The 12,059-nt window shown below is 67.8% G+C and carries 10 protein-coding genes; 6 read left to right on the forward strand and 4 right to left on the reverse strand.

All coding sequences use genetic code 11. The annotated features are described in order from the left end of the window. Positions 1 to 202: 202 nt before the first annotated feature. The 3 genes from WS69_RS06250 to WS69_RS06260 all read left to right on the forward strand — a co-directional run bounded on the left by WS69_RS06250 (position 203) and on the right by WS69_RS06260 (position 4,770). On the forward strand, positions 203 to 1,501 hold the full coding sequence (locus WS69_RS06250) for an MFS transporter (protein ID WP_059469967.1): 1,299 nt from the start codon (positions 203 to 205) through the stop codon (positions 1,499 to 1,501). A gap of 118 nt (positions 1,502 to 1,619) precedes the next feature. Further along, on the forward strand, positions 1,620 to 2,378 hold the full coding sequence (locus tag WS69_RS06255) for a DeoR/GlpR family DNA-binding transcription regulator (RefSeq protein ID WP_059469938.1): 759 nt from the start codon (positions 1,620 to 1,622) through the stop codon (positions 2,376 to 2,378). A 577-nt stretch (positions 2,379 to 2,955) separates the two neighbouring features. After that, complete coding sequence (locus WS69_RS06260) at positions 2,956 to 4,770, forward strand: phospholipase D-like domain-containing protein (RefSeq protein ID WP_059469939.1); 1,815 nt, start codon at positions 2,956 to 2,958, stop codon at positions 4,768 to 4,770. Between the two features lie 67 nt (positions 4,771 to 4,837). Here the strand turns inward: WS69_RS06260 and WS69_RS06265 are convergent, their stop codons facing one another. Continuing rightward, positions 4,838 to 5,536, reverse strand: a complete 699-nt coding sequence (locus WS69_RS06265) for a TetR/AcrR family transcriptional regulator (protein WP_082715992.1) — start codon at positions 5,534 to 5,536, stop codon at positions 4,838 to 4,840. Positions 5,537 to 5,972: 436 nt separating this feature from the next. Between WS69_RS06265 and WS69_RS06270 the strand changes: the two genes are divergently transcribed. Next, entirely contained in the window at positions 5,973 to 6,320 is a 348-nt protein-coding gene (locus WS69_RS06270; protein ID WP_059469968.1) for a hypothetical protein, read from the forward strand. A gap of 175 nt (positions 6,321 to 6,495) precedes the next feature. On the opposite strand, the gene WS69_RS06275 is transcribed toward WS69_RS06270, so the two are convergent. The 3 genes from WS69_RS06275 to WS69_RS06285 all read right to left on the reverse strand — a co-directional run bounded on the left by WS69_RS06275 (position 6,496) and on the right by WS69_RS06285 (position 9,551). Beyond that, positions 6,496 to 7,788, reverse strand: coding sequence for an NAD(P)/FAD-dependent oxidoreductase (locus WS69_RS06275; protein ID WP_059469940.1), 1,293 nt, complete (start codon positions 7,786 to 7,788; stop codon positions 6,496 to 6,498). Positions 7,789 to 8,136: 348 nt separating this feature from the next. Further along, positions 8,137 to 8,583, reverse strand: coding sequence for a type II toxin-antitoxin system Phd/YefM family antitoxin (locus WS69_RS06280; RefSeq protein WP_059469941.1), 447 nt, complete (start codon positions 8,581 to 8,583; stop codon positions 8,137 to 8,139). A 59-nt stretch (positions 8,584 to 8,642) separates the two neighbouring features. After that, positions 8,643 to 9,551: a LysR substrate-binding domain-containing protein gene (locus WS69_RS06285; protein WP_059469942.1), complete on the reverse strand. Its 909-nt coding sequence runs from the start codon at positions 9,549 to 9,551 to the stop codon at positions 8,643 to 8,645. Between the two features lie 178 nt (positions 9,552 to 9,729). On the opposite strand from WS69_RS06285, the gene WS69_RS06290 reads away from it, so the two are divergent. Continuing rightward, on the forward strand, positions 9,730 to 10,749 hold the full coding sequence (locus WS69_RS06290; protein WP_059469943.1) for a DUF1338 domain-containing protein: 1,020 nt from the start codon (positions 9,730 to 9,732) through the stop codon (positions 10,747 to 10,749). 54 nt (positions 10,750 to 10,803) lie between these two features. After that, on the forward strand, positions 10,804 to 12,021 hold the full coding sequence (locus WS69_RS06295) for an aminotransferase-like domain-containing protein (protein ID WP_059469944.1): 1,218 nt from the start codon (positions 10,804 to 10,806) through the stop codon (positions 12,019 to 12,021). Positions 12,022 to 12,059: the final 38 nt, after the last annotated feature.

Genomic DNA, 12,059 nt, shown 5'->3' on the forward strand with positions numbered 1-12,059 from the left:
CGCCATCGCCCGCCGTGCGAAGGACTTCGTTTTTCGTGCGGCAGATTTCGCGCGTAAAGCCGAGCGGAAGACGCGCCGCCCGACCGCCGCATCCGCCGGCGACACACTGCCGAAGTCGGTCCGCGGTCGGCCTTCCGTCGACGCGCCGGCGGCAACGACAAATCACATGAACGCCGGCAGCATCGGCATGAAGGAGACAGGCATGAACCAGAAAACGATGGGATGGATCACGGTATTCCTGCTGTTCATCGTGTATGGCATCAATTATCTCGACCGCGTCGCGCTGTCGATCGTCGCGCCGATGGTGCAGAAGGATCTCGGGATCGACGCTGCGCAGATGGGCATCGTCTTCAGCACGTTCTTCGTCGGCTATGCGCTGTTCAACTTCATCGGCGGCCTCGCGTCGGACCGGCTCGGGCCGAAGCTCGTCTATGTGCTGGCGGTCGGCCTGTGGTCGATCTTCTGCGGGATGACGGCGATCGCGATCGGCTTCGTCAGCCTGCTGATCGTGCGCCTGCTGTTCGGCATGGCGGAAGGGCCGCTCTGCTCGGCGGCGAACAAGATGGTCAACAACTGGCTGCCGCGCGAATCGGCGGCGACCGCGATGGGGCTCCTGAGCGCCGGCTCGCCGCTGGGCGGCGCGATCGCCGGGCCGATCGTCGGGGTGCTCGCCGTTGAGTTCGGCTGGCGGCCGGCTTTCTGGATCGTCTGCGCGATCGGCCTCGCATGGGTGCTCGTCTGGGTTGCGACGACGTCCGATCGGCCCGCGCAGCGCGTATCGACGGCCGAGCAAGCCGTGCCCGGCGGTGTCGCGCCGGCCCGCGCGGCGGCGCAGCAACCGGCCGCCGGCACCGCCGATGCGCCGCCGCTTCGCCATTACCTGAAGCAGCCGCGCATCCTCGCGACGGGCGTCGCGTTCTTCGGCTACAACTATGTGCTGTTCTTCTTCCTGAGCTGGTTCCCGAGCTACCTCGTGCAGGCGCATCACCTGAACATCCGCGAGATGAGTGTCGCGACCGTCGTGCCGTGGCTCGTCGGCACCGTCGGCCTCGCGTGCGGCGGCGTCATCTCGGACGCGATCTACAAGCTCACCGGCAACGCGATGCTGTCGCGCCGGATCGTGCTCGTGAGTTGCCTGCTCGGCGCGGGGATCTGCGTCGCGGTGGCGGGCTCGGTGCGCTCGTCGCAGAGCGCGGTCGCGCTGATGTCCGTGTCGCTCTTCTTCCTCTACGTGACGGGCGCGATCTACTGGGCGATCGTGCAGGACCTCGTCGTGCCCGCGCGGGTCGGCGCCGTCAGCGGTTGCCTGCACTGCATGGGGAGCCTGTCGGGCGTCGTCGGGCCGGCCGTCACCGGCTTCATCGTCGAACGCAGCGGCTCGTTCGTGTCCGCGTTCGTGCTCGCGGGTGCGATCGCGCTGATCGGCGCGGTGCTGTCCGCGCTGTTTCTCCGCAATCGTCCGCGCGACACGCGCATGCTGCGCGAAATCCCGATTCTGTAGGCCGGCTCGCGGCGCCGCCGGACAGGCGGGCGATCGGCGCGAGATCATTGCGCCGTACTACAATAGCCCGCCATCCGTCATTCACGATCCGACTCGCGGCCCGGCCGCGCCGCGCGCCATGCTTGCAGAACAACGTCATCGCTACATCCTGTCCGAACTCGGTCGCGCGGGCGCACTGTCGGTCGCACAGCTCGTGAACGCGCTCAACGTGTCGCGCGAGACGATCCGCCGCGATCTGAACGCGCTTGCCGCGCGCGGCCTCGTGATCACGACGCACGGCGGCGCGCTCGCCGCCGACCGGCACGAGCCGAGCGTGTCCGAGCGCGATGCGTCGCACGCGGACGCGAAGCGCGCGATCGGCCGGCGCGCGGCCGAGTTCGTGCCCGATGGCGCGTCGGTGCTGCTCGACTCGGGCAGCACGGTCCATGCGGTCGCGCTCGCGCTCGTCGACCGGCATCGACTGACCGTCTATACGAACGACTGGCGGATCGCCGGCGTGCTCGGCCGCCGCAACGGCAACCGCGTGACGCTTCTCGGCGGCGAGCTGTCCGATGACGAAGACGCGACATTCGGCCTCGACACGATCCAGCAGCTCGGGCAATACCACGTCGATTTCGCGTTCGTCGGCGCGGGCGGGATCACGCCGGACGGCACGTTGACCGATTATTCGCGCGTCGTCGCCGAAGTGCGCGGGCGGATGCTCGCGGCGGCGGCGGCGCCCGTCGTCGTCGCCGATCACTCGAAGTTCGGACGCGTGATGCCCGTGCGGATCAATGGCTCGGAGGCGGCCCGCTTCCTCGTGACCGAGCGCGCGCCGGACAAGGCGATGCGGCGGGCGTTGACGTTGCGCGGGATCGAGCTCGTCGTCTGTGGTTGAGCGGTGCGGTGTGGGGCGGTGCGTGGTGGACGGCGCGATGCGCGGGATGTTCTGACAAGTGGCGCGCTATTTCGTGTTCCGGCGCGAGCACGACAAGGCGATGCGGCGCGCCGACGTTCTGGGGAGCGGGATTGTTGTCTGCGGCGGATCGTGGTGGCAACGGCCGATGCGTCGCGAGCGCGCGATGCACGTCATGTTCCGATAAGCGGGGCGCTATTTCGTGTTCCGGCGCGAGCACGACAAGGCGGTGCGGCATGCGCCGACATTCCGGCAGATCGAGGTTGTCCTGCGGCTGATCGCTGCTGCGTCGGTCGATGTGTCGCACACCCGCGATGCAGGTCATGTGTCTCGCATTGCGCTGCGCCGCGCAGCGTGCCGTCGAACCTCGCCCTGTCTCGTTCCGCTTCGATCACCTGCCTCTCGTGCGCCCGCCCTTCGCCATGCCCCATCCGCCGCCTCGAGCCGCGTCGAAGCAAACACGACACGGAAACTTCATCGGAACGTCACACGCACGGCAAGCAAGCGCTGAACACTCGACGCTTCGACTTTGGAAGGCGATGAGCCGAGGAGGGCGGCGATGTCCGTCAGCGTGCGCAGCTATCTTTCCCCGACGTTGGTCCTGCTGGCCTTCGATTGGCCCGACGCGCGGCGGCGCGATGATTTTCTCGGTTTTGCGATCAAGCGTACGCCCGGCTTCTGGTCGACGGACGGCAAGACGCGCGCCGCGACGAGCTGGCTGCCGAACCGGCTGACGTTCGACGGCCCCGCGGCCGGCACCCAAGGCGATGCGCCGACCGATCAGGCGCCGATCCAGAAATTCATGTGGTGGGACGCGCGGATCGATCCACCGGATCGCGGCCGGACGTTTCGCTACGACGTCTATCCGGTCGTCGGCACGCCCGCGTCGCTGCACGTGCTCGAAGCCGATGCGGGCGTATGCAGCGTCACGCTGCCCGCGCACGTCGAGGATGGGATCGGCACGTGGTTCAACCGCGCGGTGGTGAGCTCGCAGGCGTTCGCGAAGCAGGTTCGCGCGCTGCATCTCGCCGCAGGCGATGCGCCGTCGCCCGACGCGGCGCTGAAGCTGCGCACGTGGCTTGCGAACGATCTGCAGGAGACCTTCGGATTGGTACTCGGCGGCGATGCGCGGCGCGCGGTGTCGGCGGTCTATCACCTGACCGATCCGCTTTGGGCGATTCCGGCATTCGACGCGTTCGGCCGCGCGCACGGCGCCGATGCGCTCGCGATCGTCTATGACGCGCACGAGACGCAGCGCGGCCGCGGCGAGCCGCCGCTGCCGTCGCCGAACCAGCCGGCCGTCGACCGATTGACGGGCATCGCGACGCTCGCACCGCGCGACAAGACGCGGATCATGCACGACAAGTTCATCGTCGCGGGCGACGAGACGGGGCCCGCGCGCGTGCTGACCGGCTCGGCGAACTTCACGACCGAGGGCATCACCGAGCAGGCGAACGTACTGCACACGTTCGAGTCGGCGGCGCTCGCCGAGCTGTACAACGCGCGAGCGCGCGCGCTCGCGTCGAATCCGGGCATCGCCGAGACCGCGCGGCTCGCGCCCGGCTGGTCGGAGGCGATCGAAATCGGTTCGGCGCGCGTGCGCGTGTCGTTTTCGCCGGAGCCGCGCGGCGTGCGCACGCAGATCGACACGGTTGTCGACGCGATCCGCGGTGCGCAGCATTCGGTTGCGTTTTGTCTCTTCATGCCGACCGATGCCGCGCTGCGCGACGCGTGCTTCGAAGCGGGCGACCGCGGGCTGATGATGTTCGGGCTCGTCAACGGGATCAGCGCGCGCGGCGCGCAGCAGGCGGACGCGGATCAGCGCGACGGCAAGACGCTCGATGCCGCGCGTCTCGCGAACCTCGAGCTGTATCACCGCAGCCGTTCGAATCGCGACGTGATCGACGCCGCGTATTTCTCTCCCGCAGCGGTGCCGGACGGCTTCGAGACGGAGCTGCGGCTCTTTCCGGGGGAAGCGCCGCCCGCTTATCCGCCCGTCGTCATTCACCACAAGTTCATCGTGATCGACGCGGAGGGGGCGGATCCGATCGTCTACAGCGGCTCGGCGAACATGAGCGGGAATTCCGAGCATTTCAACGACGAGAATCTGCTGGAGATTCGCGATGCGCGCGTCGCGGCGATCTATCTCGCGGAGTTCTTGCGGCTTTACGAGCACTATCGTGCGCGCGCGCTGGCGATCGCTTCGCGTCGCGGCTCGGGTTCGGATGCGGGTTCGGGGACGGGCGTGCGCGGCAAGCTTGCGTTGCAGCCGGATTCGCGGTGGGCGAAGAAGTACTTCGTCGCGGGAAGCCCGGAGGAGAAGGCGCGGATCGCACTTGCCGAGCCGGCGCCGGCGACGCACGCGCAGGCCTGAGCGGACTTCGGCGCTCGTCGTGGGGCTGCGCGACGAGCGCGCGGCCCCACGCGCCGTGCGCCGACGATCAGCGTGCGACGTAACGCAAGACCGTCTCGGCGATCATCGCGCGATGCCGCGTGCGCAGTCGCGGCGACGACGGATCGCGGCCGAACGCCGTGCCGAACGTATAGCGGTTCGCGACGCGATGAAAGCAGAACGAGCTGATCAGCAGATGCAGATCGAACGGATCGACATCCTCGCGGAACGCGCCGCTTTCGACGCCGTGCGCGAGCAGGTCCTCGAGCGTCTTGATGATGCTGACGTTGCGGTTCTTGAACGACTTCAGCTGCTCGAGATACTTCGCGCCGTGAATGTTCTCGATCGTCACGAGGCGCACGAAGTCGCGATGCTTGTCGTGGTAGTCGAACGTGAATTCGACGAGCCGGCGCAAGCCCTCGCGCGGCTCCAGTTCGCCGACGTTCAGTTCGAGTTCGAGCGCGCGGATGTCGCCGTAGACTTTCTCGAGTACTGCTTCGTACAGCCCTTCCTTGCTGTCGAAGTAGTAGTAGAGCATTCGCTTCGTCGTGTTCGTGCGTTCGGCGATCGAATCGACGCGCGCGCCCGACAGCCCCATCGCGGAGAACTCCTGCGTGGCGACGTCGAGGATGTTGCGCTTCGTCTGTTCGGGATCGTATTTGCGGCGCGCCTCATCGCGCCGCGCATCGGCGTCGGGCGCGGCGGCCTTGCTTCCTTGTTTCATTTTGGCGTCATCGGGCGGCGGCATGGTCGGCGCATTCTAGCACGCGCCCCAATTGGCTTCGGCCCGATTCCTGGCTCTAAAAAAGGTCCTTCGAAGATTTCCGGGGATGTCGCTGTCCGCCCCCTTGCCGCCTTTTGAAGGTCCGTGCTCGAGCGTCCGAAGTTTCCGCCACGAGATCGGGAAATACAATATCAGGTTAATTAAATCGGCGATTTTTTAGCAATTTACCCAACAAATAATATGCCAGTTCAATATAGGGTAAACGATATAAATATTTTGCCTGACGGATGACAAGGCCGGCCTACCATTCTTCTTACCACGCTATAACGAGTGGCCTCATGCTGAAGAAGCGGAAACCAACTCAACATTTTAGAAACAGATTTTATCCGGATGCAATCTCACCGCGAATGTTCACGGTGGATTGGCGCTTGTCGCCCAATTTACAATCGGAGATATCATCATGGCATATAAAGGCGCAACATTGCTGACGAATCAGTTTTTGCTCAAGGAAGACTACCTTGTCTCCACGGATGGTCGATACCAGTTCATTTTGCAGGACGATGGAAATCTCGTGCTGTACCGTCTGAGCGATCATCGGGCACTATGGGCATCCGGCACGAATGGCAAGGCCGTCTCAAAAGCAATCATGCAACAAGACGGCAATTTTGTGATCTACGGCTATCCCGGAGCCGTATGGGCAAGCGACACAAATGGCAAGCCGTATTCGACGCTCATCGTCCAGAATGACGGAAACGTCGTCATTTACGAACCGCAAGTACCCGTGTGGGCAACAGGCACCAACGAATAACGGTTGATCTGCGGCGAATAACAGGCGCGAATATTTCACCTTCCAAAACACCCAGGCCACATCTCTATATTTTTTATTTTGGCGGGTAAAAGTATTCGCGCTACAGATCGGACAAGCGATGCTTCACCGACCGGCGACGGTCTGCCTCGCGTCCCCCGAAAATCCCCGAAGAACCCTAAAAAACGGGTTTGTCGAAACGTGTGCGGCGGCGCGCGGCGAGCGCATCCCGCGCCTCGTACGCGCTGTACGTGAGTTGTGCGGCGGCCAGCCCGGCGAGGCCGAATGTGCGTGTGAGGCCGAACCTTGCGAAGCCGTCCGGCACGGGCCGCCGTTCGGCGAGCGCTGCTGCGAGCACCTCGCCCGCGACCGTCGTCGGCGCCATCCCGTGGCCGCCGAAGCCGACCGCGTGCCAGACGCCATCCGGGTCGCGTCCGATCTGCGGCATCTTGTGGCGCGCGTAGCTCATGAGCCCGCCCCACGCGAACTGCACGGCAACGTCGCGCAACTGTGGATAGACGCGCACGAGGTCGTGCTTGAGCAGCCGCGCGATGGCGTCCGGCCCGCGTTCGAGCACCGAGATGCGGCCGCCCCACAGGATGCGTGAGTCGGCGAGCGGCCGGTAGTAGTCGAAGGCGAAGCGGGTGTCGTAGACGGCCGACCGGCATGCGATCGCGTCGGCGAGCCGCGCGCCGAGCGGCTCGGTCGCGATCACGTAGGTCGCGATCGGCAGCACCGCACGCTCGATGCGCGGATACACGCCGCGCGCATAGCCGCCGCCCGCGAACACGACGCGCCGCGCACGCACGGCGCCGCCGTCTGTCGCGACGACGAAGCCCGCGCCGTCGCGGCGGATCGTGCGCGCGGCCGAATGCTCGTGGATCCGCGCGCCGCCGCGCGTGGCCGCGGCCGCGATGCCGAGCACGTACTTGAGCGGATGGAAGTGGAACGCGTTGCGCTCGAAGAGCCCGCCGTGATAGCGGTCGGTTTTCAGGCGCGTGCGCAACGCGTTTGCGTCGAGCGGCTCCCATTCGACGCCGAACACTTCCTTCATCAGCTTGCGCGGTGCGTTCAGGCGCGCCGGATCGTCGAACCAGTTCGCGAGGATCACGCCGCCGTCGACCAGCTCGCAGTCGATGCCGTAGCGCGCGGCGCGCGCGCGGATCAGGTCGATCGCGTCGATCGTCAACCGATAGAGCGCGCGTGCGGACTCGGGGCCGAGCATGCGCAGGAGATCCGCGTTGTCGAGGCTGTAACCGCCGAACACGAAGCCGCCGTTGCGGCCTGACGCGCCGAAGCCGACCGTCTGCGCGTCGAGCACCGCGACGTCGCGCACGCCGCGCTCGACGAGCCCGAGCGCTGTCGACAGGCCGGCGAGGCCGCCGCCGACGATGCAGACATCGACGTCGACGCGATCGGCGAGCGCGGGGTAGAGCGTGCGTGTCGCAGTGGCTTCGTAGTAGTTCTGCATGCGGTTGTCGTGTGTGAGCGAACGAGGATGAATGATCTGACTATCGTATCGGGTGTCTCGCGTGCGTTGAAGCAGAGTCTGCCCGGATGGACGGGCGGGCGTCGCGCGTTGCCGGCAGCCCTTGGAGGCTGGCGGATTCCGATTTCGAGTCGTTGTTCCCGGGGCTTTGTGTTCGGGGCGTGATTTCTCGCGGCTCGACGCTCGGCCAGTTGTTTCAATCTTTGCCGACCGCCGACCGCCGACCGCCGACCGCCGACCGCCGACCGCCGACCGCCGACCGCCGACCGCCGACCACCGCGAACCGCGAACCGCGAACCGCGCGGCGTCAACCGCCAACCGCCCCGGCCATCAACCGTCGTCTGCGGCGCGTGAACCGCATGCGTCGTGCATCGGACGCGTGCCGCCGCCGCGCGGCGAGCCGTCCGCGGCGTCGCGGGCGCCCCCGGTGCGGCACTCAACTGGCGACGCGTCCAAGCCGCCACCCGAGTCGCCCGTCGTACTGTCATTGGCCAAAGGCGCAATGCCTTCGGCCGCAATATCTGCGACCTCATCGCTCCCATCGCCGCCTTTGCCGCCTCCGGTCCCGCCGTGCATCGGCCCGGCCTCTGCCTGCGCCGCCCGATCGCGCTCGAGCCGATGATAGTGATCGAGCCGCCTGGCGTCGATCAGCGCGACGTACGCCGCGCCGTTCTTCGTGATGATCTTCTCGCCGCCGTCCCGCGCCTCGTCGGCCAGCTCGGAAAAGCGGGCGCGGGCGATGGACAGTGGCACGATGTCGCCGATGTGAATGGTCATGGTCGATCTCGCGTGGCCGGCTGCCGCCGGCCGATGAACGGATGAACAGGATGGTCGCGTCAGCTTATCGTCCGTGTCGGCGCGACGGAATCCAGCCATTCGGCCAACGCGACGAACGGCTCGCTGTCGGCGGCGGCGTCGGGCGCGACGAGGTAGTAGCCGGCGTCGCTCGGCAGCCGCAGGTCGAGCGGCGCGCAAAGGCGCCCCGACGCAAGCTCGTCGGCGACGAGGAGCGCCGGCATCAGCGCGACCCCCATTCCCGCGTGCGCGGCCGCCGTCAGCATCGTGAACAGTTCGTAGCGCGGCCCGCGCACCGCGCGCAGGTCGTTGTCGAGGCCGTGCGCGCGGAACCAGTCGCGCCATGCGTCCGCGCGCGTCGACAGGTGCAGGAGCGGCAAATCGAGCAGCGCGTCGCGCGTGATCCGCCGTCCGCCCGCGGGCAGCAGCGCCGGACTGCAGACGGGCAGCATGTCGCCTTCGAGGAACAGCAGCCGCCCTTGCGTGCCGGGCCACAGCGCGTGGCCGAAGTAGATCGCCGCGTCGAACGTCGAATCGCTGAACAGGAACGGCTCAGTGCGCACCGACAGATTGACCGTGATGTCGGGCCGCAGCGCGCGGAACCGCGGCAGGCGTGGAATCAGCCATTGGCTCGCGAACGTCGGCACGACCGCGAGCTCGAGCGTCGCGCCGATCCCGCGCTGCGCCATCAGTTCGAGCGTATCGCGCTCGATCCGCTCGAGGTTGCGGCGCACGAGCGCCGCGTAGTGCCGGCCGTGCGGCGTCAGCACGACCCGCTTCTTGATCCGCAGGAACAACGCGACGCCGAGCCGCTCCTCCAGCGACGTGATCTGACGGCTGACCGCGCTTTGCGTGAGCGCGAGCTCGTCGGCCGCGCGGGTGAAGCTTTCGTGGCGGGCCGCCGCTTCGAAGACCTGCAGCGCCGCGAGGTTCGGAATGCCTTTTCGCATCGACGGATGAAAGATCGGAAATTTGCGACTTGGTGAGTTTTTGGAATGAACTGGTGAGTTTATATCAATTGCCGAGCCAATTTCGCGCATTGAGAATTGACCCTCTGATCATTTCAGCGCGCCGCTCAATGCGTGGCGCGCATGCCGCCAGAACGACGCAAACCCACGGAAGAACCCGATGAACGCGAACCTCGCCGCCTTGCTCGCCACCGTTTCCGATCAGCCGACCATCGACGAGTTGATGCGGCTGATGCATGTCCCGACGTGTTTCGAGCGCTGCGAGCCGGGCGTCGTCACGCGCGCCGAGCTCGCGCAGGCGCTCAACATGGCGCTGTTCGCGGATCTGCTCGAACGGGTGCCGACGGGCCGCGCGTACACGCGCGACGTCGCGCGCGACGGCGGCCGCGTGACGTTCGACCATGGCGCGCTGCGCACCGTGCGCTGGCCGTCGTGCGGCGCGCTGCCGCCCGGCGAAGCGGCATTCACGCGCATTCTTCGGCCGCTCGGCTATCGGCTGAACGGCACGTATCCGCTCGAACGCCTCAAGATGACGGGCCGCTCGTACGCGCATCTCGACGCGCCCGACCAGATCGCGCAGTTCTTCGTCAGCGAACTGCATCCGGAGCGCTTCAGCGCCGCGTTCCAGCAGGCCGTGACGAACGTGCTCGGGACGTCGGCCGATCCGCTGACGCCGCAGGCGGTCGCGACGCTCGCCGAGCTCGAGCGCGACGCGTCGCTGCCGCTTGCCGGCGCCTGCGCGCTGGTGCCCGTGCTCGTGCGCTGCTTCGATCGCCAGCATGCGTCGCCTGCGCTTGCCGATTACGAAACGCTGCTCGCCGAGTCGGCCGAGATGGCGTGGATCGCGACCGAAGGCAACGCGTTCAATCATGCGACCGACCGCGTGCCCGACGTCGACGCGCTCGCCGCCGCGCAGCGCGCGCTGGGGCGGCCGATCAAGCCGGCCGTCGAGGTGTCGCGCTCGGGGCGCGTGCGGCAGACCGCATTCCGCGCGGACCCTGTGACGCGCACGTTGGTTGACGCGTCCGGCGCGCTCGTCGAGCGCGAGGTGCCGGGCTCGTTCTACGAATTCATCACGCGTGACGCGGTCGCCGATGCCGAGACCGGCCGCCGCGCGCTCGATCTGAGCTTCGACGCGGGCAACGCCACCGGCATCTTCAAGATGACGGCCGCCGCCTGAGTCGCCCGGCTTTCCGTCCGCCTTTCGCCCGACTTCCATCGTACCGGAGCCGCCATGACGCTCGCCGCCGCCGTCGATTACCCGTTCGCCGCGCCGTTCGCCGATCCGCAGGGATCGCCGATCCGCGAGCTGTTCAAGCACGTCGGCAAGCCGGGGATGATCTCGTTCGCGGGCGGCTATCCGTCCGCCGATCTGTTCGATCGGGAAGGCATCGCGGCCGCGTTCGCGGACGCGGCCCGCGACGATCCGCTCGCGTGCCTGCAGTACGGCGACACGGCGGGCCAGCCGGGCCTGCGCCGCGCGCTCGCGGACTGGATGGCGAGCGCGCGCGGCGTGACGTGCGACGCTTCGCAGGTGCTCGTCACGACGGGCTCGCAGCAAGGTTTCGACCTGCTCGTGCGCACGCTGATCGAGCCGGGCGACGTCGCGCTCGTCGAGGCGCCCGCGTATCCGGCCGCGCTGCAGGCGTTGCGGCTCGCGGGCGCGAAACTCGTGCCGGTGCGCACCGACGGCGACGGCGTCGATCCCGATGCGCTCGCCGTGCTGCTCGCCGCGTGGCCTGCGAGCGAGCGTCGCCCGAAGCTGCTGTACACGGTGCCGACGTTCGCGAACCCGACGGGCGCGACGCTGCCGCCGGCGCGCCGCGCGACGCTCGCCGCGCTCGCGGCCGACGCGCAATTCGTGCTCGTCGAAGACGACCCGTACGCGGACCTGCGCTTCTCCGGCGAGCCGGTGAAGCCGGTGCTCGCGCACGCCGGCGCCGAAGACTGGACCGTCTACCTCGGCAGTCTGTCGAAGATCGTCGCGCCGGGCTTGCGGATCGGCTGGGCGGTCGCGCCCGCCGCGATCGCGCGCCGGATGACGGTCGCGAAGCAGACGAGCGATTTGTGCACCGCGCCGATCGCGCAGGAGGCGATCCGGCGCTATCTGGACAGCGGCCGGCTCGCCGCGCATCTGCGCACGATCGCGCAGACTTACGGGAGCCGCTGCCGCGCGCTCGTCAGCGCGCTCCGGCAATTCGTGCCGGACGAAGTCGAGTGGCGCGAGCCGGCGGGCGGCATGTTCGTGTGGGCGCGCCTGACGGCCGGCCGCGACGCCGCGGAGGCGCTCAAGCGCGCGCTCGCGCACAACGTGATGTATGTGCCGGGCGCGGCGTTCTACGCGCGCGACGCGGACGCGAGCAGCCTGCGGCTGTCGTTCGCCGCACCGGGCGAAGCGGAGATCTTCGAGGGCGTGCGCCGGCTGCGCGCGGCGCTCGCGGCGGACCGCTAGGCCGAACGGCCAGGCCGCTTGCATGCGGCGCGCGAACG

It is taken from the genome of Burkholderia sp. BDU5 (assembly GCF_001522845.1).
In the GTDB taxonomy this organism is placed as follows: Bacteria; Pseudomonadota; Gammaproteobacteria; order Burkholderiales; family Burkholderiaceae; genus Burkholderia; species Burkholderia mayonis.

Bases quoted from the DNA above. Each gene is read 5' to 3' on its own strand.
- WS69_RS06250 (WP_059469967.1), top strand. From the start codon at position 203: ATGAACCAGAAAACGATGGGATGGATCACGGTATTCCTGCTGTTCATC.
- WS69_RS06255 (WP_059469938.1), top strand. From the start codon at position 1,620: ATGCTTGCAGAACAACGTCATCGCTACATCCTGTCCGAACTCGGTCGC.
- WS69_RS06260 (WP_059469939.1), top strand. From the start codon at position 2,956: ATGTCCGTCAGCGTGCGCAGCTATCTTTCCCCGACGTTGGTCCTGCTG.
- WS69_RS06265 (WP_082715992.1), bottom strand. From the start codon at position 5,536: ATGCCGCCGCCCGATGACGCCAAAATGAAACAAGGAAGCAAGGCCGCC.
- WS69_RS06270 (WP_059469968.1), top strand. From the start codon at position 5,973: ATGGCATATAAAGGCGCAACATTGCTGACGAATCAGTTTTTGCTCAAG.
- WS69_RS06275 (WP_059469940.1), bottom strand. From the start codon at position 7,788: ATGCAGAACTACTACGAAGCCACTGCGACACGCACGCTCTACCCCGCG.
- WS69_RS06280 (WP_059469941.1), bottom strand. From the start codon at position 8,583: ATGACCATTCACATCGGCGACATCGTGCCACTGTCCATCGCCCGCGCC.
- WS69_RS06285 (WP_059469942.1), bottom strand. From the start codon at position 9,551: ATGCGAAAAGGCATTCCGAACCTCGCGGCGCTGCAGGTCTTCGAAGCG.
- WS69_RS06290 (WP_059469943.1), top strand. From the start codon at position 9,730: ATGAACGCGAACCTCGCCGCCTTGCTCGCCACCGTTTCCGATCAGCCG.
- WS69_RS06295 (WP_059469944.1), top strand. From the start codon at position 10,804: ATGACGCTCGCCGCCGCCGTCGATTACCCGTTCGCCGCGCCGTTCGCC.